The organism is Ekhidna algicida (assembly GCF_051379705.1).
In the GTDB taxonomy this organism is placed as follows: Bacteria; Bacteroidota; Bacteroidia; order Cytophagales; family Cyclobacteriaceae; genus Ekhidna.
In genome coordinates this window covers 2,314,721-2,340,396 of record NZ_CP179868.1, presented here as the reverse complement: position 1 = coordinate 2,340,396, position 25,676 = coordinate 2,314,721, and the positions used below count along the sequence as shown (strand labels likewise).

Annotated in this window: 20 protein-coding genes; 12 read left to right on the top strand and 8 right to left on the bottom strand. The window is 43.2% G+C overall.

What is annotated here, in order from left to right:
- Positions 1-4 precede the first annotated feature (4 nt).
- Genes ACL8WY_RS10185 through ACL8WY_RS10160 form a run of 6 tightly spaced genes read left to right on the top strand, consistent with a single transcriptional unit; the run spans position 5 to position 4,612 of the window.
- The gene (locus tag ACL8WY_RS10185; RefSeq protein ID WP_436514613.1) at positions 5-772 is read left to right on the top strand and encodes an NRDE family protein; all 768 of its coding nucleotides are present in this window, start codon (positions 5-7) and stop codon (positions 770-772) included.
- Positions 769-1,206: a PaaI family thioesterase gene (locus ACL8WY_RS10180; protein WP_436514612.1), complete on the top strand. Its 438-nt coding sequence runs from the start codon at positions 769-771 to the stop codon at positions 1,204-1,206. Before ACL8WY_RS10185 ends, ACL8WY_RS10180 begins: the two co-directional genes overlap by 4 nt.
- Entirely contained in the window at positions 1,203-2,402 is a 1,200-nt protein-coding gene (locus ACL8WY_RS10175; RefSeq protein WP_436514611.1) for an Nramp family divalent metal transporter, read from the top strand. The genes ACL8WY_RS10180 and ACL8WY_RS10175 overlap by 4 nt, the downstream gene beginning before the upstream one ends.
- Positions 2,402-3,142, top strand: coding sequence for a 5-oxoprolinase subunit PxpA (gene pxpA, locus ACL8WY_RS10170; RefSeq protein ID WP_436514610.1), 741 nt, complete (start codon positions 2,402-2,404; stop codon positions 3,140-3,142). The genes ACL8WY_RS10175 and pxpA overlap by 1 nt, the downstream gene beginning before the upstream one ends.
- A complete protein-coding gene (locus ACL8WY_RS10165; RefSeq protein ID WP_436514608.1) occupies positions 3,108-3,797 on the top strand; it encodes a 5-oxoprolinase subunit B family protein in 690 nt (229 codons plus the stop codon). The genes pxpA and ACL8WY_RS10165 overlap by 35 nt, the downstream gene beginning before the upstream one ends.
- Positions 3,785-4,612, top strand: a complete 828-nt coding sequence (locus ACL8WY_RS10160; RefSeq protein ID WP_436514607.1) for a biotin-dependent carboxyltransferase family protein — start codon at positions 3,785-3,787, stop codon at positions 4,610-4,612. Before ACL8WY_RS10165 ends, ACL8WY_RS10160 begins: the two co-directional genes overlap by 13 nt.
- Here ACL8WY_RS10160 and ACL8WY_RS10155 read toward each other — a convergent pair.
- Genes ACL8WY_RS10155 through ACL8WY_RS10145 form a run of 3 tightly spaced genes read right to left on the bottom strand, consistent with a single transcriptional unit; the run spans position 4,596 to position 7,232 of the window.
- On the bottom strand, positions 4,596-5,486 hold the full coding sequence (locus tag ACL8WY_RS10155; protein ID WP_436514606.1) for an ATP-grasp domain-containing protein: 891 nt from the start codon (positions 5,484-5,486) through the stop codon (positions 4,596-4,598). The genes ACL8WY_RS10160 and ACL8WY_RS10155 overlap by 17 nt on opposite strands.
- Positions 5,479-6,381, bottom strand: a complete 903-nt coding sequence (locus ACL8WY_RS10150; protein WP_436514605.1) for an SDR family oxidoreductase — start codon at positions 6,379-6,381, stop codon at positions 5,479-5,481. The genes ACL8WY_RS10155 and ACL8WY_RS10150 overlap by 8 nt, the downstream gene beginning before the upstream one ends.
- Positions 6,381-7,232 carry a peptidylprolyl isomerase gene (locus ACL8WY_RS10145; RefSeq protein ID WP_436514604.1) on the bottom strand — a complete coding sequence of 284 codons (852 nt, stop codon included), beginning with the start codon at positions 7,230-7,232 and terminating at the stop codon, positions 6,381-6,383. Before ACL8WY_RS10145 ends, ACL8WY_RS10150 begins: the two co-directional genes overlap by 1 nt.
- Before the next feature lie 130 nt (positions 7,233-7,362).
- Between ACL8WY_RS10145 and ACL8WY_RS10140 the strand changes: the two genes are divergently transcribed.
- From ACL8WY_RS10140 to ACL8WY_RS10125, 4 genes are all read left to right on the top strand, one after another.
- Entirely contained in the window at positions 7,363-7,734 is a 372-nt protein-coding gene (locus tag ACL8WY_RS10140) for a DoxX family protein (protein WP_436514603.1), read from the top strand.
- Between the two features lie 59 nt (positions 7,735-7,793).
- Positions 7,794-10,169, top strand: a complete 2,376-nt coding sequence (locus ACL8WY_RS10135; RefSeq protein ID WP_436514602.1) for an FtsX-like permease family protein — start codon at positions 7,794-7,796, stop codon at positions 10,167-10,169.
- Positions 10,170-10,280: 111 nt separating this feature from the next.
- Positions 10,281-13,328 (top strand): SusC/RagA family TonB-linked outer membrane protein, encoded by a 3,048-nt coding sequence (locus ACL8WY_RS10130; protein WP_436514601.1) that lies wholly within the window; start codon positions 10,281-10,283, stop codon positions 13,326-13,328.
- A 1-nt stretch (position 13,329) separates the two neighbouring features.
- Positions 13,330-14,826, top strand: a complete 1,497-nt coding sequence (locus ACL8WY_RS10125) for a RagB/SusD family nutrient uptake outer membrane protein (RefSeq protein WP_436514600.1) — start codon at positions 13,330-13,332, stop codon at positions 14,824-14,826.
- A 31-nt stretch (positions 14,827-14,857) separates the two neighbouring features.
- On the opposite strand, the gene ACL8WY_RS10120 is transcribed toward ACL8WY_RS10125, so the two are convergent.
- Together ACL8WY_RS10120 and ACL8WY_RS10115 are read right to left on the bottom strand one after the other, a co-directional pair.
- Positions 14,858-15,409: a pentapeptide repeat-containing protein gene (locus ACL8WY_RS10120; RefSeq protein ID WP_436514599.1), complete on the bottom strand. Its 552-nt coding sequence runs from the start codon at positions 15,407-15,409 to the stop codon at positions 14,858-14,860.
- An 8-nt stretch (positions 15,410-15,417) separates the two neighbouring features.
- Positions 15,418-16,302 carry an MBL fold metallo-hydrolase gene (locus ACL8WY_RS10115; RefSeq protein WP_436514598.1) on the bottom strand — a complete coding sequence of 295 codons (885 nt, stop codon included), beginning with the start codon at positions 16,300-16,302 and terminating at the stop codon, positions 15,418-15,420.
- Between the two features lie 91 nt (positions 16,303-16,393).
- On the opposite strand from ACL8WY_RS10115, the gene ACL8WY_RS10110 reads away from it, so the two are divergent.
- Positions 16,394-16,876 carry a PaaI family thioesterase gene (locus tag ACL8WY_RS10110; protein WP_436514597.1) on the top strand — a complete coding sequence of 161 codons (483 nt, stop codon included), beginning with the start codon at positions 16,394-16,396 and terminating at the stop codon, positions 16,874-16,876.
- Between the two features lie 8 nt (positions 16,877-16,884).
- Positions 16,885-17,670, top strand: coding sequence for a prolipoprotein diacylglyceryl transferase (gene lgt / locus ACL8WY_RS10105; RefSeq protein WP_436514596.1), 786 nt, complete (start codon positions 16,885-16,887; stop codon positions 17,668-17,670).
- Positions 17,671-17,711: 41 nt separating this feature from the next.
- Here the strand turns inward: lgt and ACL8WY_RS10100 are convergent, their stop codons facing one another.
- The 3 genes from ACL8WY_RS10100 to ACL8WY_RS10090 form a co-directional block, all read right to left on the bottom strand.
- Positions 17,712-18,593 (bottom strand): diacylglycerol/lipid kinase family protein, encoded by an 882-nt coding sequence (locus tag ACL8WY_RS10100; protein WP_436514595.1) that lies wholly within the window; start codon positions 18,591-18,593, stop codon positions 17,712-17,714.
- A 3-nt stretch (positions 18,594-18,596) separates the two neighbouring features.
- Positions 18,597-19,547, bottom strand: coding sequence for a threonine ammonia-lyase (locus tag ACL8WY_RS10095; protein ID WP_436514594.1), 951 nt, complete (start codon positions 19,545-19,547; stop codon positions 18,597-18,599).
- Between the two features lie 141 nt (positions 19,548-19,688).
- The gene (locus ACL8WY_RS10090) at positions 19,689-25,607 is read right to left on the bottom strand and encodes an FG-GAP-like repeat-containing protein (protein WP_436514593.1); all 5,919 of its coding nucleotides are present in this window, start codon (positions 25,605-25,607) and stop codon (positions 19,689-19,691) included.
- Positions 25,608-25,676 lie beyond the last annotated feature (69 nt).

Genomic DNA, 25,676 nt, shown 5'->3' with positions numbered 1-25,676 from the left:
ATTCATGTGCCTGATCACGCTCGCATACAAAGCTCATCCAAAATACAAGTTTATCCTTGCAGCCAATCGCGATGAATTCTACGCTCGTCCGACTGCAGTTGTTGACTGGTGGGAAGACCACAATGAAATTTTAGGAGGAAGAGATTTACAAGCACTTGGTACCTGGATGGCATTCCATAAAAACGGACGCTTTGCGGCTGTAACCAATTATCGCGATATCAAAAACATCAAGCCGGAAGCACAATCCAGAGGAGACTTGCCCGTAAATTTTCTTTTAAGCGATCAATCGCCTGAAAGCTACGCGGAGGAAGTGAATCAGGCGGGAAGAAATTACAATGGATTTAACCTGTTGGTGCTCGAACAAGGGCTTGTGCATGTCAGCAATTATGAAAAGAAAGTCAACACCTTGGGGCCAGGGATTTACGGGCTTAGCAATGCACTATTAGATACACCATGGCCCAAAGTAACCCGCGCTAAGCGAAGGTTTAGTGAAGTTATCCAGACAAATTTCACCCTGGAGGATCTTATCGCAATGATGCAGGATGACACCACAGCGCAAGACAATCAACTTCCAGAAACTGGATTGGACTATGAGCGTGAAAAAGCACTCTCCGCCATGTGCATTCGAACGCCGGATTACGGTACATGCTGCTCCACAGCTATCACCATTGATCATGATGGGCATGTGGATTTCATGGAGAAAAGCTATCCAGTAGGTAACAGATCAGAAGGGACAGTTTCTTTCAATTTTAAAATACATGAAAAGGTATGAATCAAGGTCATTACGAAAAGCTGAAGCAAATGTATTTGTCGGCCAATGTCAACACCATGATGTTTGATTCCACGACAGCAAAAATTGCTGAAGGCACCGCGGAAATTGGATTGACAATTCATGAAAAATACTTTCATGCACTTGGTGCAATCCATGGCTCAGTTTATTTCAAGCTACTGGATGATGCGGCCTTTTTCGCAGTGAACTCGGTCGTTACTGATGTCTTTGTTCTGACCAAATCATTTGATATTCATTTCAAAAAACCAGTCGCCGGAGGAAAACTGAAAGCCATAGGCACTATTACCTCTTCCTCCGATTATTCATTTATCGGCAAGTCTGAATTGCTTAATGAGGAAGGTAAGGTGGTTGCACACGGATCAGGCGAGTTTGTAAAAAGTAAAGTTCAACTTACCCCCGAAATAGGATACGTATGAGTTGGTTAAAGAAATATTTTGGGCCTAGTACACTAGTTACCGCTGCCTTTATTGGCCCGGGCACGCTGACAGTATGTTCACTCAGCGGAGCAAACTTTGGTTATACGCTTCTGTGGGTTTTGCTTTTTGCAACCATCTCGACCATCGTACTACAGGAAATGACTGCCCGTTTAGGCTTAATTACTCAGGAAGGATTGGGTGAGGCACTCCGAGCTCAAATTGAAAACCCAATAGCTAAAACCATTGCTATTGTTTTAGTTTTTACCGCCATCATTATTGGGAACGCAGCGTATGAGGCAGGCAATATTTCAGGAGCAGTGCTTGGCATTGAGGGCGTTTTTGGTGATCTGCTACCATGGCAATTTATCATTGGAGTGATTTCTTTTGCCATACTTTTTATGGGAAAATTCAAGCACATCGAACGCGTACTCATTGTGCTTGTCATCATCATGAGCATCGTTTTCCTACTTACGGCGATTATCGTAAAGCCAGATCTTTCTGAGATATTTTCAGGTTTATTGATACCTTCATTGACAGAGAAAAATCAACTGGCCATTTTAGGCCTGATCGGCACAACAATCGTACCCTACAATCTATTCTTACACGCTTCGTCGGTGAGTCAAAAGTGGAAGAAAAAAGAGGAACTGGGTGAGTTGCAAAAAGAGAATGCTGTAGCTATCGGTCTCGGAGGATTGATTTCCATGGCCATCGTCATTGCAAGCGCAGCGACCATCTATGGTACAGGCGTTTCAGGCATCCGCGAAATGGCCTTGCAATTAGAGCCTTTGCTTGGTAGCTGGGCTAAATACTTTTTAGCAACAGGTCTGTTTGCGGCCGGTATCTCTTCATCCATTACTGCGCCCCTTGCCGCTTCATATACTGCTCAGGGGATTTTTGGCTGGAGAGTAGAGACAACTGATTTACGTTTCCGAGCCGTATGGATTTTTATCCTTGCTGTGGGAACCGCCTTTTCCATGGCTGGATACAAGCCAATCCAGGTGATCCAAGTGGCCCAAGTAGCAAACGGTATTTTGCTCCCCATCATCGTCATCTTTTTGATTTACTTGTGCAACAAGAAGTCGCTCCTTGATAGGTATGTGAACAAAGGCTGGCAAAATGCGCTGGCAGGATTGGTTGTGCTGGTGAGTCTAATCGTGAGTTTCAGAAGCTTGAATAGTGTGTTTACCTTTATCTGATGTCAGTAGCCATCGATCTCAATGCAGACCTTGGAGAACATCCGGACAGTGATTTGGATGAACAAATCATGCCTTACATCTCTTCGTGCAACATCGCCTGCGGAGGACACATTGGTGATGAATCCTCGGTAAGAAAGACGATCACGCTGGCCAAGCAAAATGGCGCAGCAGTAGGGGCGCATCCATCCTATCCTGACCGTGAAAATTTCGGAAGAAAAATCATTCAGATGCAGCCGCAGCAATTGGCCGACAGCATAGCCGAGCAAATTGAATTGGTACAACGCATTTGCCATGAAGAAAATGTAGATCTGCATCACATCAAACCTCATGGAGCGCTTTACAATCATGCAGCAGCAGTTTCTTTCATTTCAGAACTTATTTTGAATGTGATAAAGGAGGTAGCACCTAATGTCTATTGGATGGGATTGGCAAATTCAGCATCTGAGTCGGTTGCCCAAATACACATGCATCCGTTTATCGCGGAAGGTTTTGCTGATCGGCAATATGAATCGGATGGCTCTTTGAGATCACGGACAAAACAAGGTGCTGTGCTTAATCCACAGGAAGTATTAAAACAAGTGGAAGAATTAGCCATGAATGGGCGTGTGAATGCAGGTGGTTGGTTGAAGCTGAGTGTTCAATCAATCTGCTTGCATGGAGATACGGAAGGAGCCGTAACTTTAGCCAAAGAAATTAACGAGCACCTTGTCAGTAAAGGAATCCAAATCGCTGCTATTTAATAGCATATCCTGGCGCCTTTCTCTTTTGGGCGAGAGAGTCATTCTCATGGAATGTGTAAGTTCCATTGCCATAGAAATAATACATCAAAGCAGTCACGCTATAACAGATATCCTTGGTGAGAAACTCAATGATATAGTGCCCACCTATCACTCTATAGCCATTTTCACTTCACTTTCTATTCCCGAACTGACTTCTATATTGGCTAACACATCAATCAAAGGGCATAAAAATGCTAGTTCTGCCAACATGATCGAGCTTCCAATCTGCTACGAAATAGGATTGGATATAGATCGTATTGCGAAGCACGCAAATCTCTCTTCAGAAAAGCTGATTGAGTTACACTTGGAAGGCGTGTATCGATCATTGTTTATTGGCTTCACACCTGGTTTCATTTACGCCGATGGATTAGATGCAAACCTTGCTTGCCCACGACTAGAGAATCCACGAACCAAAACCCCTGCAGGTTCAGTAGGGATAGCTGGAAATCAGACCGGAATCTATTCGCTCGAAAGTCCGGGTGGCTGGAATATTATTGGACGTACACCTTTAAAAATTTTTGATGCGAGTAAGCCAAAACCCATGTTGATCGATGTTGGAATGAAATATTGCTTTTATCGCATCACAGCAAAAGAGTTTGCAACATGGGAAAAGTAAAGGTGATACAGACAAGCCCACTAACGACTATCCAGGATTTTGGCAGATTTGGGTACCGAAGGTATGGCATTCCTCAATCTGGAGCTATGGATAAAGATTGGATGATTGCAGCTAATCAGATGGTCGGAAATCCGGATGACTTTCCAGTTGTTGAAATCGCAATGATGGGAATGAAGTTGGAAGCGTTGGAGGCATCCAGCATTGCAGCTGTTGGCGCTAATATCAAACTAAATGGAGAAAAGAAGGCGGGAGGCCTTACTCTTGAGGCGGGAGATATACTGCAAATAGATGCTCCGGATCATGTGTATGCCTATCTGGCTATCGGTGGTCGAATAACAGCCAAAAAAGATTTTGGGAGCGTTTCCACTTATCCAAGGGCGGGTTTTGGAGGCTTGTGTGGGAAAGCACTCCTGGTTGGCGATGTGCTGGAAACTGATGATTCAAATGGAGAGGTGAAGCGAATTACTATCCCTGAACGAAACGATCAGGATGTTGCCATTCAAATAATGAAGGGACCTGAGTGGGAATTATTGAAAGAATTGCCAGGCTCCAAATCCTTTAAAATTCATGGATCAAGCAACCGTATGGGAATTCGCTTGAATGGAAAATTGGCTAGCGATTATAGAGAAATTGCTTCATCCGCAGTACTTCCGGGCACTATTCAGCTTCCTCAAAATGGTCAACCGATCGTGCTCATGAATGACTGCCAGACCACCGGAGGATATCCAAGAATCGGAAAAGTATTAGACGAAGATTTGGGAATTCTATCTCAGGTAAGAAGTGGAGAGCGTATTGCCTTTAAAATAATTTCTTAATCGCCTCGGCGAGCAGCTCAGCGGATTCTTCATTCTTACGAAACCACATCTCAGGTTCTACCAGCTCGAGTTCCGATACTGCCGGATTGCCATTATTGTCATTGACAATGTCGACTCGTGCATAGAGTGGCATGTTCTCACAAGCATTTACAGCTGCAATAGCCAAATCAATTTCTTCTGGTGATGGTGAATAGTCTTCTACCGTGCCTCCAAAGTCATCCTGAACCCTGAAGTCACCCGGTTTGGCCACTTTCAAAACCGCATGCGTATACTCACCTCCGATTAGCATTAGCGAAATCTCTCCTCGAGCTACTACATCATCCTGGAAAGGCTGCAGCATCATTGCCTCATCCTTAATGAGCTCTCGATAGCGCTTTTCAAACTTTCCTCTGTCATCGGGATTTAGCTTGAAGGTGTCTTTAGCCGCTGCTGAAATGGCTGGCTTCAGCACTGTCCTCTCCCACCCAAGTTCGCTGTGAATGTCTTGAAGTGAACGTTTGTCTCCCGGTTCAATGAAATGTGTCTCTACGATATTCACACCTGCCATTTGCAGGTCTTCTAGGTAGTGTTTGTCCAGATTCCAGATAATCGTTTCGTAATTATTCACCAACTTGGTTTTCATGGAGACTTCCATGAGCCAATCACTGAAGGCCGTGAACTTCTCAGCATAATCCCATGTAGTCCGAAATAGGGCCACCCTTGTTTGCGACCAATTAAATGAGGTGTCTGACCATGCAACTTTTTTAGTTTTCAGACCATGGCTGTCGAGTGCCTCCATAACCATTCGGTCTTCCGTGATCACATTATCAATGTATTCACTTTGCTTTTTCGGGTTGACGAAACGTTCGTCCGTGAGGATGACAACATCAAACATAGGCAAGTTGTGATTTCAAAATGGCTAATCCATCTATAAAGCTAACAGGTTCATAGCCCAATTCCCTCTTTGCTTTATCTAAAATAAATCCGGTCTTAGCCGGACGTTTGGCTGGTTGTGTGAAAATTGATCCATCCACTTCTTCGATCAGAGACTTGTCGAGTTCAAAAAAATCCGCAGTAGCAATCGCCATATCATATGGAGTAAGTAAATCCTTGCCAGAGATATTATATACACCTTCAGCCTCTTTTTCAGCAATCAATGCACATCCTTTGGCTAGGTCTTCAGCCAATGTGGGAGTCCTCCATTGATCGTTTACTACTTTGATCTGCTTCTTTTCTTCAAGGCTTTTCTTAACCCACAGGATAATGTTCGACCGGCTCATGTCATGAACAATTCCATAGACAAGCATCGTCCTGACAATGGCATGCTTGATGCCGCTCTTTATCAAGAGTTGCTCCGACGCGAGCTTGCTTTCTGCATACTTACTTTCTGGATTAGGTGTATCATCCTCTTTATAAGGACCGCTTGTGCCGTCGAAAATGAAGTCGGTAGAAAGCTGAATGAGGAAGGAGTCGGTTTCCTTACATGCATCAATAAGGTTGGCAACTGCATCCACGTTTAGTTTTTGACAACTCGCAGGATCTAATTCGCATTGGTCTACATGCGTCATTGCGGCCGTATTTATAACGACTTTGGGGCGATACTTTAACATCACCTCATTAGTTTCATCTAGTGATGTGACGTCTAGTTGCTGATAAGTATATTTTCCGGGTGCGTTACGATTATTTCCTTTCCCTGTTGCTATTACCTTAACGTCTTCTTGTTTTTCATACAGACCAACTAGTTTTTGGCCCAGCAACCCATTCGCCCCGGTAATTAATATGGTGGTCATTACTCGGATTCAGGATATGTATACCCGTAGGTTTCAGTGATTTTTTTCTTACTCATTTCCATTACTTCCATGGTTACATACACTGGCTCAACCGGCGTTGAATTTTCCCCCGTCACCGGATTTCTTTGTACAGCTACTCCCGCGATTTTATCAATAACATCCATTCCGTCAATCACTTTTCCGAAGACTGTGTATTCTCCGTCTAAGAATGGTGAGCCTCCAACCCCTTGATATGCTTCCGGATATTCGGATACATCAACAGTGAGATCGATACCGTACTTTTCTTCTACAAGTTCTCTATTGGCTATAGCCAAATCATTCATGCCTTTTGAATCTCTGTTTCGAGCCAAATCCTGAAATTGTTTGAGCAAGTCACTGTAGGCAGTGTCCTGAAGAATTTCGCTCAGTCTTTGGTTGAGTTGGCGAACATCTGTTGACATCATTTCCCATGACATTCCATCTACAATATAGTATTGCGTTGCAGATGATCCTTTTTCGGGATTTACGTTATCCGGCTGGCGTGCCGCTGCCAATGATCCCTTGGTATGATAATAGCCATCAACAAACTCGGCTGGAATCCGATCATCAGCCCCTTCCGTGTCACCGCTTTTTTGCACAACATTTCCACCCTGGATCATGAAGTCTTCCATAATCCTATGGAAATTGGTACTGTCGTAAGCTCCCGACTGTGCCAATTCAAGAAAGTTCTTCTTGTGTAGAGGCGTCTCATCATAAAGAACAACCGTCATATCTCCGTGTATAGTTTTGATTTTGACCAGATAGTCTTTGTTTTTATCACCGCATGCTGCAATCATTCCAATGATAAAAAGTGAGAATATTATATTTTTCATCAATTAATTTTTTCACAAAAATATCAAAGACTAGCTACATCAGTGACACATTATGTAGCAACGAGGCAATATTTGATTTTACAGGTATGAATCATTGCCATATTCTCACTTCAATTTGAAGTATCTTTTCATGAAAAGAGCTAAATACATGAATATGGAAACTATCAGCCTTTGGATTATGGCCATTCTTTATGTGGTTGCAGGCGTAAATCATTTCATCATGCCGAAATTCTATGAGAAGATCATTCCCCCTTTCTTTTCAAATCCAAAACTCATCAACTGGCTAAGCGGGATTGCGGAAATTATCCTAGGCATCTTATTATTCATTCCAGCCTACACATCCATTGCTGCCTGGGGCGTGATTGCTTTACTCATTGCAGTGTACCCTGCCAATATCTATCATTTCATGAAAGGGTGGAAAAAAAAGAAGATGGTTTGGGTACTTGCTATGCGACTTCCTTTGCAGTTCTTGCTTATCTGGTGGGCATATTCTTTCGTTTAAACGCAACCTTTTATTAAATCTGTAATCTATTGTAGTAGGAAACGCTAACTGCTACAACTATGCTCAAGAATTTCTTCAAGATCACGATCCGAAATTTTCTCAGAAACAAATCTTACGTCTTCATCAATTTGATAGGCCTGGGCCTATCGTTGGCCTGCTGTATTGTGGGATATCTCAATTGGAAGTTTGCCGCCGATTATGACAAAAATCATGCGAACCATGAAAGGATCTACAAAGTCCATATCAACAAATCTGTACAAGATCGAAATGTGCCGTATGGCATTACGCCACTTCCTCTTGGTGAACAACTAAAAGGTAAGATCGCAGGAATCACTCATTACTCGAGGTATGTTGATAATGGTTTGGTTCTAAAAAGGGATTTGAAGGTTTTCAACCAAAGCATTGGATTCGCAGAAAATGACTTTTTTGACATGTTCACCTTTCCATTCAAATATGGAAATAAAGAAGCGCTACTTGATCAGAGCAAAATCATTTTGAGTGAGAACACAGCTGAAGTCTATTTTGGTGACATGGACCCTACCGGCGAGCTTATCACAATCATTAAAGAAGATGGAACACCGCTTTCGATGACCGTGGGTGGTGTTTTGGAAGAGATCCCGATGAATTCTTCCATCCATTTCAATGCCATCACACACTGGGACAATTATCTGAAAATCAGAGAGCTTGAACAAAATGATTGGACTCGTTTTGTTTCGGGGACTTTCGTAATGACTGAGGGGAATAACTACCCTAAGAATCTGCTGGATAACATCAATAAAAATTATATCGCTATTCAAAATGAGGCACGCGACGATTTTCAAATCAGCAGCTATTATCTGGAACAATTGACCTATCTGGGACAGAATTCCATGGAAATCAGATCCAATTGGCTTAGTGAGCCTCCTCCAACACCTGCAGTCATTACACCACTCATTATGGCCGGGTTGATGCTTCTAATCGCTTGTTTCAATTTCACTAATACGAGTATTGCTATTTCAAGCAAGCGACTCAAAGAAATTGGCATCCGTAAGGTCATGGGAAGTGACCGTAAACAATTGATCTTCCAATTTATGGGAGAAAACCTTATTCTATCATTTGGAGCGCTTTTGGTCGCATTAGGTATTGCTTATTTTCTTGTGCCTGCGTACAGCGCCATGTGGGATTTTATCAATTTGGAGCTTGATTTCCTGGCCAATCCGGAAATCTTCTATTTCCTTGTTGGACTGCTCATCTTTACATCAGTAGTAGCCGGAGCCTACCCATCACTATACATTAGCAGCTACCAACCTGTAAAAATTCTGCGTGGAAATCTATCGCTTGGCGGAACCAACTGGTTTTCGAAAACCCTTTTGGGATTACAGTACCTGTTTACAATCATCGCTTTGATCTTCTCCTTGGCATTTGGCAATAATGCTAAGTACCAATCTGAAATGGATGTAGGGTTTCGTAGGAATAATATTCTTGCAGTAAGAGTAGAAAATCAAGCTGAGTATGAAAGATATTTCAATCTTGTCAGCCAGATGCCTGAACTCGAAATGGTCGATGGTACTACACATCATATTGGTTGGTGGACCTATAGCAGAACGTTGCGAGCAGGTGAAAAGGAGGCAGAAGCAAGTATGATGAATTTTTCGCTAGGCTATAAAGACATCATGGATTTAAACATCGTAGAAGGTCGATACTTTGATTCAGAACTAGCGGACTTTGATCGTGAGAACTCCATCCTGGTAAACGAATCGATGGTTAAAGAAATGGGATGGAATGAACCTGTTGGCCAGGTGGTTCAGATTGATGATAGTACACGCTTGTCTGTGGTGGGCGTAGTAATGGACTTCTACATGTATGGTTTCTTCAATCCAGTTGAGCCAGCAGCCTTTCGGCTAGCAGAAAAGGATGCAATGAATTTTGTTGTGATCAAAAGCGACTTAGGGTCAACTGAATTACGTGACTTGATGGAGGAGAAATGGTATGAAGTAGCGCCAAATACACCTTTCAACTCACAGTTTCAAGATGAGGCTTTGGCAGGAACAGACTATGTCAATAATAATATCGAGACCATGTTTAGGTTTCTTGGGATTCTGGCTTTATTACTCTCCTCCATTGGACTCTATACATTGGTTTCTTTAAACGTCATCAAACGGATTAAAGAAATAGGCGTGAGAAAAGTCCTCGGAGCTTCCGTCCAGCAAATTGTAGTTATGATGAATCATCAATTCTTCTGGTTGCTGTTAATTTTTTCAACCCTTGGAGCGTTAGGATCTTACTTCCTCATCGACTTGCTAATGGCCTCCATATTCTCCGTGTATCAAGCTGCGAGTTACTTCGCAGTTCTAGTACCATTATTCGGACTACTCATGGTTGCCGTCACCATTGCATCAATTCGAATTGCAAATTCGGCTATCAAAAACCCCATTGAATCACTAAGAGACGAGTAAATACGCATATAAAATCGAACTTAAGGGCAGAATCATCGATTCCTGCCCTTTTTTTATGTCCGTAAAGAAGTAATCTGGCTATTTTTAAGACAGTAACTCAACTACCACCTTATGAAACCAATACTAACCTGCCTGGCATTGTTGCTTATGGCATTTTCCATTTCAGCACAGGTAACACTTCGCGGAACTATCACTGACTCAAATGGTGATGGCCTACCTGGAGTCACCGTAAAAATTGACGGTACAACTACAGCCACCGTTACCGATCAAAATGGAAGCTTTACAATCCAGCTCACTGATGGCTATGAAACACTAATAATCACTGCCAAAGGTTTTCAAACACAAAAAGTTTATTTAACCGGTCAAAACTCACTTTCGGTCAGCATGCGATCGGGCTCAGGCGATGGTAATGTAGTGAGCATGGGCATAGGCTCCCAAAGCAAAGATGAACTCACCAGCAGCGTTTCGAGTGTTGCTGCAGAAGATGTAAGTCCCGCTCCTCTTATCAACCTGGAACAAGCGAATCAAGGCGTTACCGCAGGTCTGTTTGTACAAAACTCAAGTGGTACACTCGGGCAGCCAACTCAAGTAAGAATCAGGGGTGGTTCGTCACTGACTGCATCGAATCAACCGCTATATGTTGTAGATGGAGTGCCTCTTGCCTCACAAAATCAATCGAATATTAACCCTAGCAATATCGCATCCATTGAAATTCTAAAGGATGCCTCAGCCACAGCCATCTACGGCTCCAGAGCTGCAAATGGTGTTATTATTATAAATACAAAAGATGGCAATAAAGGTGGCCTGCAGGTTAATGTAGATTATCAATTTGGTGTGAGCGAAACACCTAAGAAATTAGATATTCAAAGTGGCGATGAGAATCTCCTTCAAACTTTTGAATTTATTCTAAGAGGTTTTGAAGACCTGGCCAATGATTTAGTGTTTAATCCGGTGATCGAAATAGATGGTGTAACGTACAATCAGATTGACAGACAGTTTTTGGAGACTTTTTACAATTCAGGAATTGATTCTGTGAAATTTGTTCCAAGTGGCGGTGTAGGTCAAACAATTAACCTCAATATTCCTGGGTTCTATGATGAGCTGAGAACAAGCGGTAGCACCGACTGGCAGAATGAAGTATTCCGTCGCGGTACTTCCCAGCGAGCTAACGTGGATTTTCAGGGCGGATCCGATGAGCTGGGATATTTTGCTTCTATGGGTTACACTACACAAGAAGGTATTTTGATAGGCAATAAGTTTGATCGCTTTAATGGATCGCTTTCATTAGATAGCAAGATCACCGACCGGCTTTCTGCTAATCTAAATTTTAACTACATCTACACAAAGGACAATCGCCTTCCTGAAAATCAGGATTTAGCATTCCCTTTGCAGGCAATAGTTCTTCCTGGTTCTGATACATACAGTCCCTCAAATAACTTTCAGTTAGACGTCCGTAGTTTAGAGTACAACCCTTTGACGGAGGTTAATTATTCCTCTTACATCGTAACCAACAATAGTATAATAGGTAGCCTTGGGCTTAAATATCAGATTAATGAAAAGCTTTCAGCAGATGTTAATGGTGGTGTAGACATCAGCAATATTGAATCTGATCGTTTTCAAGGATCTCAAACACAGGATGGTGCAGGATCAGGTGGAGGTCGAACACGTACCAGTACAGAAGAAGTGACCAACACCATTTTCAACGGATGGCTTACTTATAATGATCGAGTGAGAGATAGTGATAATCTCTCTATCATTTTAGGTGGCTCGTATCAGAAATCTGAGGCGTCATTTACGTTCAATGATACCTTTTTCCCAACTGATGCTGGTGTTCCGGGGAGCGCTTTTGTGTTCCTATCAGCCTATACACGAATAAGCTATGGGCTTGGTGATCAGTTTGATTTTCAATTGAGCGGACGGATGGATGGAAGCTCAAAGTTTGGTAGTAGCAACAGGTTTGGTTTTTTTCCGGCAGTTTCTGCGGGTTGGAAGATTCACAATGCTACTTTTTTTGACGTAGAGCCTGTTAGCACTTTGAAGCTAAGAGCAAGTTTTGGACTTGTAGGAAATACTCCTCTTGATGATTTTGCATACCGCCAAAATTATTTCAGGTCCTCTCGGTATGGTCTCAATGCAACCCTGGAACCAGCAAATCTTGCCAACGCAGATTTGAAATGGGAAACCACCTCGCAACTCAATTTTGGGTTAGACTTTGGCATTCTCAATGATCGGGTGAGTGGCTCATTTGATTATTACATAAAAACAACCAGCGATTTGTTGTTTCCGGTTCCACCCCCGCTTTACACTGGCTTTTCAGAATATCTTGCTAACGTAGCTGAGATGAAAAACCAAGGTTTTGAGATCAATTTGAGTACGGTAAATATTCAAAAAGCAGATTTTTCTTGGACCACAGACTTCAATATATCATCAAATAAGAATACCATTGAAGATTTGGGTAACCTGCCTCCATTGACCGTAGGTGTCAATGCATTTAGAGAAGGCGAATCTGCCGGTGTATTCTACATGAAAAAATTTATTGGCGTAGATCCTGACACAGGAAACTCACTCTATGATGATGGGGAAGGAGGCACAACAGATGATTGGAATGAAGCACCACGGATGATTGTAGGAGATCCCAATCCAAAACTGTTTGGAGGAATTACAAATTCTGTTGCTTACAAGAATTTTGAGTTTTCTTTCATGTTTCAGTTTGTCTCTGGCGTGGATCTCTATTTTCAAACCGGCGAGTTTTTATCCAATAGTGGAATTCTAAATCTAGGCCAAACGCTGGATCAGGTGGATCGCTGGTATGCAACGGGTGATGTTACAAATGTCCCTCGACTGGACCCTACAAATAACTTCCCTCTGCAGAGTAGCCGATGGCTTTCTAGTGGAGATTACATTAGGTTAAAAAATATTACGCTAACCTATAACTTCCCTGAATCGATGCTAAATAGCTTAGGTGGGCTTAGAAATATGAGCGTATACATCTCAGCATCTAACCTTTTGACTTTTACAGACTACATCGGATATGATCCAGATGTCAGTTATTTTGACCCGCTGGATGGTATCATTGGGCAAAACATAAGCAGAGGTATTGACAACTTCAACACTCCGCAACCAAGAATTATTATGTCAGGAATCAAAATTGGACTGTAAGATGGATACTATTAAAATAACTAACCGTAAATTTTTCGTTCTCCTCATTTCAGTTCTTTTGATAGGGTGCGATGATATTTTAGAAATTGATGCAGAAAACTCACTCAGTGGAGATATCTACATTTCAGATCAAAACTTCGAAGATGCTTTAAATGGAGCATACGTTAATCTTGGAGGTATTTATGATGGTGGCGATGGTGGTGAGCTATATGGAGGCGACTTCCAAATCATCGGAACTCTTCTCGCCAGAAACAAGAACAGCATATTTTTCTGGAGAGCAAGTGAAGCTCCCAACTATCAGGACTTCATGGATAAAGATATACTCTCCATAAATACCAGAGTAGAAGCGAATTGGCGAAGAGCATACGAAACAATCAATATCGTAAATGGAATTTTAGCCAATATTGATAGAGTAGATAATAACACTTTGAAGGATCGTATTCAGGGTGAAGCGCTAGCGATCAGAGGAATCCTTTATTTTGAACTTGCACGATTTTGGGGGCCTCAATATCAAGCTGGCAACACCAATCAACCCGCTGTACCAATTTTATTGGATCAAATAATGGACGCCAACGACATTCCAGATTTGGACCGTTCATCCGTTGCGGAGGTTTATGCAAGAGCAATTGATGATTTAGAATCCGCAGAACAATTGTTGGGTGTTTTTGAAGGCAGAATTGATAATAATGTTTGCAGAGCAATGCTTGCTAGAATAGCTATGCAGCAAAATGATTTCAGTACTGCATTGGTATATCTAAATCAGTTGATTCCCAATTACACCCTGAACACCAATGTAATGGATGCATTCAATAACACTAATGTTTCCAGTGAAGACGTTTTTGTAATCCAGCAGAATTCTGTGTCTTCAACTGGTAGTATTGCCACACGATCAGGCTTGGTTGCGCATCTGGCATCTCTCACAGGAGTTGGGTTTGCCGCCTTGAATATTAATCATGATATACTTGACAGTGACTTTGGAACCGGTCCTGGATTCTATGCTGCCGATGACCGATACAGTCTCCAAGAAGATCTCAACATCAATTCTTCTATTCAAGACATTAATGGCAATGCGGCTTACTACAATGATGTAATCAATACGACAGCCGTAAGTACCGCCAAATATTATAGGACAGATGCTAACATCCCGGTCATTCGATTGGCAGAATTGCTGCTTTCACGCGCTGAAGCAACACTTGAAGACGGAGGGTTTGTTTCACCTGTTACAGGCAGTGCGTTAAATGATCTTAACGCAGTGAGAACCCGGTCAGGTCTGACAGCTCTTGTGGATACATTATCGGCGGATGCGTTTTATGATAGTCTGGTAATCGAAAGAAATCGAGAATTAATTTATGAAGGGGTGTTCTTTCATGATCTTAAGCGCTGGGCTGTTACCGGAAGAACAGGATTTAATATTTCAGGATTGAACCCACTTGATGATGCTTTGATATTACCTATACCTCAATCAGAATGTGATGCCAGCCCGGGACTGTGCAACTAAAAAAGATTTAGGCCTCAAATGAGGCCTTTTTTTATCCTTCTATTTTGAGGTTGTATTTGGCAAGCAAACCTGGCAACTGAGCAAGAGACAGTTTCGCTTTATTCAATCGTGTAAGTTCTGGGTCTATTTGAAGTCTCACAGACATCCGAAAATCTGCTCCTTCCAGGTTGGCTCGATCAAAACTTGTGTTGAATAGGTCACAACCTATGATTTTAACATCCTTCAATTCCGCTGCGGTAAAGTCAGCACCTTCCAGGCTGCAATTGGTGAATGCTGTTTGCCGAAGTTTCATTTCGAAAAAAGTACAGTCATTCAGTTGACAGTTTTCAAATTCAGCAGAGAACAATAAATTGTTACTTCGGTCAAACTGAATCCCCAACATTTTGCAATTTCTGAATTTGACATCTAGTATGGAGGTTTCGTCAAACCTCACATTACTGAGGTTACAGTCAACAAATTCGGACTCAATAAACTTTGTGGCTGAAAGATATCCTTCCGAAAAATCGCAGTTAAAGAAAGTACAGCACTCATACTCATTTTGATTGTCGAGCTTGGAAAGCTTCTCGAAGGTTTCGTTTGCCACAAGCATATTTATCCCTGTTTCTTCTTCCAATACCTAACCAATCCCGCAACGCTCATCCATGCCGGATTAGCTGCTTCATATTGTTTAACTCCATGATCAGAAACACCACGATCTCTCAGCTGCTGCTCTGTATATTTCATGAAAATTGGTGTTATTTCCTCATTACTAAGTCCTTCCTGCCATTTATTCTTTACCCACTGTCCCCAGTCGTTAAGGACTTCTTTAAGCTCCTTCATGTGAATATTCGGATTTATTTCTTCTCCATAGTGCGTTAGCACCAGTCGGTTAGGGTTTTTTGAGAGGACCAGATCAATCGAATGCATCCAGTCTTCCAGGTTGATGTCAGGAGGTGGGCATGGAGGCACAACTGGTCCTCCTTCAATCTTTACGCCTGCTACGTCTCCCGTAAAGATGGTGTCCTTCCAATGCCAGGCAATGTGATGTTTGGCATGTCCGGGTGTATGAAGTGCACGAAAACTCTGACCGCCAATTTCAACTACCTCCTCGTGATTCACCATCTTCAAATTCTTCTTGGGAATTCCTTCCATCTTTCCCCACAGCGAATCCATCTGATCACCATAAATCATGGTGGCCGATGCTACCAGTTTGGTTGGGTCATGCATGTGATCATGCCCAAAAGGATGCAAGTATACTTTAGCACCTTTCTCAGCAAAAGCCCAAGCTGCTCCGGCATGATCAAAATGAATGTGCGAAAGAAGTACGTGTCTAACATCTCCAACTTTATATCCGATGTTATTCAACCCATTTTCCAGGCTTGGAAATGTGCTGTAAGGCCCTGACTCTATTAATACAGGACCTTCATCTGTTTCAATCACAAAGGCGGCAATTGCATGATCGTAATTTTGAAAATGCAAGTCGAGCGTATGGTACATAATCGATTAATTTTGGAACACTTAAAATCATTGATGGTGATAACTAGCAAATCAATAATTAGCGTAAAGTCACTATTGTAAAGTTACTAAAATGAGTGAGTCAAAATATTTCCAGGATCATATGCCCGAAAATGTCTGTTTTGGATGCGGACACAATCATGAAGGGCTTCAAATTAAAAGTTATTGGGAAGGAGAAGAGTCTGTGTGCAAATGGTCTTCAGAAGAAAAATACCATGGGTGGAGCAACTTGATGAATGGCGGCATTATGGCCACCCTTATCGATTGTCATTGCATGGGCACAGCAATGGCAGATGCCTATAAAAAAGAAGGCCGCTCGCTCGATACTGATCCTGAATATCGGTATGCGACTGGCACCTTGACGGTAAAATATCTTAAACCCACACCGAATACAACGGTAGAATTAAGAGCTCGTGTGATTGAAGTAAAGGGGAGAAAGACGGTATTGAAATGTGACTTCCTGTCTGATTCCGGAGAAAAAACTGCAGAGGCCGATGTAGTCGCTATACGTGTATATGATAGCAATGAAAATAAGGAAACAGTATTTAAAAGTTAATTTTAGGTATGCATCCAGAACTTTTTAGCATCGGCGGTTTCACTATTCACACGTACGGTTTCATGATCATGATCGGCGCCACCTTGGGCTTCCTTTACATGACACATGTCGCGAAACGGGATCTTGGGATAGAGCGTGATCAAATTCAGAATCTGGCGATTCTGGTAATCATCTCCGCCTTTGTCGGTGGTAAGCTTTTCTTCTATCTGGAAAACCCGAGCTATTATTTTAGCTCATGGGAAAACATGAGCAAGAATTTCCGCACAGGATTCGTCTTCTATGGCTCGCTACTCTTTGCTGTTCCTTTGATCGTATGGTTTTTTAGAAAGGAAAAATGGCCACTGTGGCCACTGATGGATCGTCTGGCAATCACTGCCTGCATCATACATGGCTTAGGCAGACTAGGTTGCTTTTTTGCCGGCTGCTGTCATGGTACGCCAACTGACGTACCTTGGGCTGTAACGTTCACGGATCCTGTTTCGCAAGCTGAACCTCTGCATACTCCACTGCACCCAACACAGCTTTATTCTGCTGTACTGATTTTTGGTATAATGGCTATCTTATTGATGCTCAAGCGCCACAACAGATTCGAGGGTCAACTGTTTTTTATCTACATCATTCTATATGCATTTGGTCGAGCGATTATTGAGATCTTCAGAGGAGACGAAGAGCGAGGATACATTATAGATGGCGTGCTTTCTCACTCACAGTTTATCAGCATTGGTGTAATTGCTGTGACGGTTTGGGCATACCTGCGATTTAAGAAGAAGGCCAAGTTTAGGAAGAAGCGTTAAAACATCCTTATCCTCGAGGGAAGTAAATTGATATGAGGATGTTAAGTTATAACTCTCAGCTGCATTGCCTCTTGCAATACCTTAATTTGAAAAGGTGGCTTGCCAATCTGCTCCCCATCGATGTGTGCAAACAACATATCATGTGCATCAACGGATACTTCTTTTACTTGGTGAAAGCTTACTTCCTTCAAATTTCCATGGGTTCCATTGGACAGTTTGCCGATATTCAAAAATCTCCTCAATGGAGATAATTTGCCAATCTCGCAGACATCCAGAAGACCATCATTCACTTTTGCTTTAGGCATTAATTTGAAACCACCACCGAATGTGGTTCCATTCCCAATTGACAGTAGGATAAGCTCTTTTTCCATTGACTTTCCATCCACGAAATACTTAAAGCTGCGCTCCTTATATCCGCCTAAGATTCTAAGCACGTGATAGTAATAAGCAGCATGGCCCGTTAAAAAACCTACGCGTTTGGAAGTCATATCTTCCACTATTTGTCCATCGAAACCAATTCCTACACCGTTAACAAATTTCCGATCGTTGCATTGTCCCAGATCGATTCGCACAATATTTCCATTCACTGCGGTTTGAATCCTGTCTTCGACAGATTTTCCTACTGACACATTTTTAATAAAATCATCGCCAGTGCCTGCCGGAACAATGCCTACAGGAATATCATATTTCAACCCGTTGATGGATTCGTTGATTGTGCCATCGCCACCTATGATTATCAAATCTGTGAAGGAGCTATCGAGATGCTCCATAACAGTACGCGTGGCACTCATACTTTCGATTGTATCAAATACCTCATGCACTATTTGCTGCTCTCTAAGTGTGCTTGCAAGTTTCTTTGAAAGTGCTTCCGAGTCCCCGCCCGAGAAAGGATTCCAGATGATGAAAATTTTGCGTTCTTCCATTTACTAAAAGGGTAGTTTCGTCAAATCCACATTCCCGCCGGTTAGTATCACACCAACTCTTTTTCCTTCGAATGCACTTTTATTTTTTAGAATGGCCGCAAAGGGCACTGCGCATGACGGCTCAATAACAATTTTCATTCGCTCCCAAATAAGCTTCATCGCATCGATAATTTCTTCCTCAGAAACGGTGAATACTTCTTTCACATGCTCTTTCAGTATTTCGAAGTTCTTCTTACCGATCGTCGTTTTCAGTCCGTCAGCAATCGTGTTTGCCGATTTGTTAGGTATAATCTTCCCAGCCTTCAATGACTGAAATGCATCATCGACTTCCTCTGGCTCCCCTAAAAAAACTTCCATATTTGGATCGAGGTGGTGCGCGATAAGTGATGTTCCTGCCGCAAGTCCTCCACCGCCTACCGGAGATATGATGGCATCTAAATCATCCACTTCCTCAATCAGCTCTTTTGCTGCGGTTGCCTGACCGGCAATGATGTTGTAATCATCGAATGGATGAATAAGGATTGCACCCGTTTTCTTAACCACATCTTCGCAAGTTTGAGTTCTTGATGCATCATTAGGTTCGCAAAGGATAACCTCTGCATCATATCCTTTCACCGCATTGATTTTCACTTGCGATGAATTCTTGGGCATGACAATATATGCTTTTGAGCCTGCCAACTTAGCTGCAAGCGCAACTGCCTGTCCATGATTACCGGAGGAATGACAAGCAAAGCCATTGACTCGATCTTCCGGACGATAGCTAAAGATGGCATTGGAGGCTCCGCGCATCTTAAAGGCACCCACCTTCTGAAAGTTCTCACACTTGAAGAAGATGTGACACCCTGCAATCTCATCAATATTTTTTGAGGTCATCACCGGTGTTTGGAAGATGTAGTTGGAGATCCGTTGATGCGCTCGCTTGATGTCTGAAAAGGAAGGGGTTTTTGTTAGCATGCGTCTTTATTTCGAATTTGAAACTAATTTACTTTGAAAAAGTAAGCTGCATTCAAAAAAGGATTGGAGAAAATAAAAAGCAGAAGGCAATCAGTCTATAAGACAATCGCCCTCTGCCTCGTTGCTGGTTAATCTACAGTCCTATTTGTTCACTCTTACTCGTAAGTCTACCGTTTCACCTTCTAGCGAAAGAAGCTTTAAAACATAAGTTCCCACAGCCATCCCTTGCACATTAATTGTCAGTTCATTTTTGCCTGAACCCGCACCTTCCTTTCTCAAATCTCCACTAAGACCATACAGCTTCCATTCCGAAATTCGGAAAACATCACTTTTAATGGTTAGGTCTGTAGTTGCCGGATTCGGATAATACAAGATCTCCACTATCTCTTTTGAAGATGCGGATAAAACAAACACCACTGTCACATCAAAATTGGAAGACACTTGTCCTCCTAACTGATCGTCTGCTGTCACAGTCACTTGTGATGTCCCTTCTGCAATTGCCGTCACTGTAAGTGTCTCAGACTCGGATACTATTTCTGCTGTTGCAATGGTTTCATCATCGCTCTGTGCGGCGTATACCAATTCATCTCCATCAGGATCAGTGAAATATTCGCTCAAAGTAAAAGTGGCGTTCTCTCCTGTGGTTCCGGTTATAGTCAGTGACTGATTTGGAATAGCTGCAACTACTTGTGGTGATTGATTGATGAAGATATACATAATCTCAAAAGACGATGCTGCTTCATTGCCATTGCCGGCCGCATCTGTACTCACATCTGCCGGGATATTCACACTTACAGCTCCATCTGCTGTTGCAGTCACAGTCACATCGTAGCTGCCATTGCCATTGTCAGTAAAGCCCGAACCTGTACCATTTGTGATAGCTATATCTGCTAACTCAAAACCTGTTACTGATTCCGAAAAGGTGATTGTCACTGGAATCGCTGCGGTATTCGTTGGATCGCTAGCAGTAGTGGTAATAGCAACAGTTGGTGCAGTACCATCAAACGTTATTTCAAATGGTAGAGAAGCGGTATTACTATTCCCAGCTAAGTCTGTGCTTACGTTCGCCGGGATATTCACAGTCACTAAGCCTTCTGCTAATGCTCCCAAAGTCACATCATAGCTACCATCGCCATTATCTGTAAAATTTGAACCTATACCAGAATTCGTGATTTCTATATCCGCTCGCTCAAAGCCTATCACTGCCTCTGAAAATGTAATTGTTACAGGGATCACAGCTGTATTCGTAGGGTCGCTCGACGTGGATGTCAATGTTACTGTAGGTGCAGTGCTGTCAAACGTTATTTCATATACCAAAGCCGCCGTATTGCTATTCCCAGCCGCATCTGTACTCACGTCTGCCGGGATATTCATACTTACTACACCGTCCGAAGTTGCAGTCACAGTCACATCATAGCTACCATCTCCATTGTCTGTAAAGCCCGAGCCTGTACCATTTGTGATTGCTATATCCGCTAGTTCAAATCCCATCACTGGTTCAGAGAAGGTGATCATTACCGGAATCACGGTATTCGTATGGCTACTTGATACTGATGCTATATTTACTGTTGGAGATGTAGCGTCATAAACAATGCCAAAAGGGGGTGAAATAATATTGCCATTATTTGCAATATCTACAGCAGCATCCGCTTCTATGTCTACTAGGACTAATCCGTCCGAAGTTGCAGTCACAGTCACATCATAGCTACCATCTCCATTGTCTGTAAAGCCCGAACCTGTACCATTTGTGATAGCTATATCTGCTAACTCAAAACCTGTTACTGATTCCGAAAAGGTGATTGTCACTGGAATCGCTGCGGTATTCGTAGGGTCGCTCGCCGTAGATGTAAGCGTTACAGTTGGAGAGGTGACATCCGCATTTTTATACCAATCAATACGGTCGCTGTAAAATGATGCAGATAACACGTCCATGTCGCCATCGCCATCTACATCAGCAGCATAAACATCAAATGCTCCATTGGCTGTGGTAGAAATATCATGGGTGGTGAATGTTGGATTTAACCCATTCCCATCATTCTCAAACCATGTAATACGATCGTTGTACTGCGAAGCGGACAACACGTCCATGTCGCCATCGCCATCTACATCGACTGCATGAACACTGTATGCTCCATCGGCTGTGGTAGAAATATCATGGGTGGTGAATGACTCACTCCCATCATTTTCGTACCATGCAATACGGTCATCACCTAATGAGGCTGATAACACGTCCATGTCGCCATCGCCATCTACATCAGCAGCATAAACATCAAATGCTCCATTGGCTGTGGTAGAAATATCATGGGTGGTGAATGTTGGATTTAACCCATTCCCATCATTCTCAAACCATGTAATACGATCGTCTGTCTGCGAAGCGGACAACACATCCATGTCCCCATCGCCATCTATATCAGCTGCATAAACACTACTTGCTGCATCGGCTGTGGTAGAAATATCATGGGTGATAAAGGACTCATTCCCATCATTTTCGTACCATGCAATACGATCGTCAATAAAAGATGCTGACAACACGTCCATGTCGCCATCGCCATCTATATCAGCTGCATAAACACCTCTTACTCCATCGGCTGTGGTAGAAATATCATGGGTGGTGAATGACTCATTCCCATCATTTTCGTACCATGCAATACGATCGTCAATAAGAGATGCTGACAACACGTCCATGTCGCCATCGCCATCTACATCAGCAGCATAAACATCAAATGCTCCATTGGCTGTGGTAGAAATATCATGGGTGGTGAATGTTGGATTTAACCCATTCCCATCATTCTCAAACCATGTAATACGATCGTTGTACTGCGAAGCGGACAACACATCCATGTCCCCATCGCCATCTATATCTGCTGCATAAACACTACTTACTCCGTCTGCTGAGGAGCTGATGATATTTGCTATGAAAGTCGTAGGATTCTCCGGGCTAACCGCACTTGCGGTGGTAAACGTAAAGTGATAGGGTGTTGCCAAGGCACCTCCGGTCTCATTGAGCAGCTGCTGGGTGATGGTCACATCTACTTGCTCACCTGCAAAGAAATCATTCGTGGGATTGAAGGTAATGGTAGTGGTGCCTCCGCCGGAGAAAGTACCGGCGATCAAGCCTGTCTGGCTACCAGAAACTACCACGGTAGTTCCATCCAATGTAGTTCCGTCGATGTTCGCATCGAAGGTCATCGTGATGTTCGCATCTGAAGTGATGCTTTGGGCGGTTGCGGTGGGAACTGTTGAAACAATTTCTGTAATACTGGCATTTTTATACCAATCAATACGGTCGCTGTAATATGATGCAGATATGACATCTAGATCACCATCACCATCAATATCAGCTGTATAAACACTGCCTGCTCCATCGGCTGTGGTAGAAATATCATGGGTGGTAAAGGACTCATTCCCATCATTTTCGTACCATGCAATACGATCGTCAGCAAACGATGCTGACAACACGTCCATGTCGCCATCGCCATCAACATCGGCTGTATGGACACTGCTCGCTCCATCGGCTGTGGTAGAAATATCATGGGTGGTAAAGGACTCATTCCCATCATTTTCGTACCATGCAATACGATCGTCAACAAACGATGCTGACAACACGTCCATGTCGCCATCGCCATCTATATCTGCGGCATAAACACTGGTTGGGTCAGCGGCTGTGGTAGAAATATCATGGGTGGTGAATGACTCACTACCATCGTTTTCGTACCAAACAATTCGATTATCCTGCTGAGAAGCAGACAACACGTCCATGTCGCCATCGCCATCTATATCTGCGGCATAAACACCTCTTGCTCCGTCTGCTGTGGTAGAAATATCATGGGTGATAAAGGACTCATTCCCATCATTTTCGTACCATGCAATTCGGTCATCACCGATAGACGCAGACAACACGTCCATGTCGCCATCGCCATCTATATCTGCGGCATAAATATCAAATGCTCCATCGGCTGTGGTAGAAATATCATGGGTGGTAAAGGACTCATTCCCATCATTTTCGTACCATGCAATACGATCGTCAAAAAAAGATGCTGACAACACGTCCATGTCGCCATCGCCATCTACATCGACTGCATGAACACTGTATGCTCCATCGGCTGTGGTAGAAATATCATGGGTGGTGAATGTTGGATTTAACCCATTCCCATCATTCTCAAACCATGTAATACGATCGTCTGTCTGAGAAGCAGACAACACGTCCATGTCGCCATCGCCATCTATATCTGCGGCATAAACACCTCTTGCTCCGTCTGCTGAGGAGCTGATGGTAAATGCAGAAAATTCTGAGGGGTCCTCCGGGCTAACCGCACTTGCGGTGGTAAACGTAAAGTGATAGGGTGTTGCCAAGGCACCTCCGGTCTCATTGAGCAGCTGCTGGGTGATGGTCACATATACTTGCTCACCAGCAAAGAAATCATTCGTGGGATTGAAGGTAATGGTAGTGGTGCCTCCGCCGGAGAAAGTACCGGCGATCAAGCCTGTCTGGCTACCAGAAACTACTACGGTAGTACCATCCAATGTAGTTCCGTCGATGTTCGCATCGAAGGTCATCGTGATGTTCGCATCTGTAGTGATGCTTTGGGCGTTTGCGGTGGGAACTGTTGAAACAATTTCTGTAATACTGGCATTTTTATACCATGCAATTCGATCGTCGCTCTGCGAAGCGGACAACACATCCATGTCCCCATCGCCATCTACATCTGCGGCATAAACACTATTTGCTCCATCGGCTGTGGTAGAAATATCATGGGTGGTAAAGGACTCATTCCCATCATTTTCGTACCATGCAATACGATCGTCAAAAAAAGATGCTGACAACACGTCCATGTCGCCATCGCCATCTATATCTGCGGCATAAACACTGGTTGGCTCAGCGGCTGTGGTAGAAATATCATGGGTGGTAAAGGACTCATTCCCATCATTTTCGTACCATGCAATACGATCGTCAACAAACGATGCTGACAACACGTCCATGTCCCCATCGCCATCTATATCTGCGGCATAAACACTTCTTGCATAATCGGCTGTGGTAGAAATATCATGGGTGGTAAAGGACTCATTCCCATCATTTTCGTACCATGCAATTCGATCGTCGCTCTGCGAAGCGGACAACACATCCATGTCCCCATCGCCATCTACATCTGCGGCATAAACACTATTTGCTCCATCGGCTGTGGTAGAAATATCATGGGTGATAAAGGACTCATTCCCATCATTTTCGTACCATGCAATTCGATCGTCGCTCTGCGAAGCGGACAAAACATCCATGTCGCCATCGCCATCTATATCTGCGGCATAAACACTACTTGCTAAATCGGCTGTGGTAGAAATATCATGGGTGGTGAATGACTCATTCCCATCGTTTTCGTACCATGCAATTCGATCGTCGTTCCTCGAAGCTGACAACACGTCCATGTCCCCATCGCCATCTATATCTGCGGCATAAACACTACTTGCTAAATCGGCTGTGGTAGAAATATCATGGGTGGTGAATGTTGGATTTAACCCATTCCCATCATTCTCAAACCATGTAATACGATCGTTGTTCTGCGAAGCGGACAACACATCCATGTCGCCATCGCCATCTATATCTGCGGCATAAACACCTCTTACTCCGTCTGCTGAGGAGCTGATGGTAAATGCAGAAAATTCTGAGGGGTCCTCCGGGCTAACTGCACTTGCGGTGGTAAACGTAAAGTGATAGGGTGTTGCCAAGGAGGCACCTCCGGTCTCATTGAGCAGCTGCTGGGTGATGGTCACATATACTTGCTCACCAGCAAAGAAATCATTCGTGGGATTGAAGGTAATGGTAGTGGTGCCTCCGCCGGAGAAAGTACCGGCGATCAAGCCTGTCTGGCTACCAGAAACTACTACGGTAGTACCATCCAATGTAACTTCGTCGATGTTCGCATCGAAGGTCATCGTGATGTTCGCATCTGTAGTGATGCTTTGGGCGTTTGCGGTGGGCAGGTGACTTTGCAAAGCCAGCTGCGCCCAGGCAAGCGAACTGCTAAATAGAAGCAGCAATATGAAAACTATTCGGTTCTTTTTCATTTGTTGACGTTTAGAATTTTATCAAAAAAATAATTGTCAACAAAAGACGTTGAGGCCATCGTCTAAATC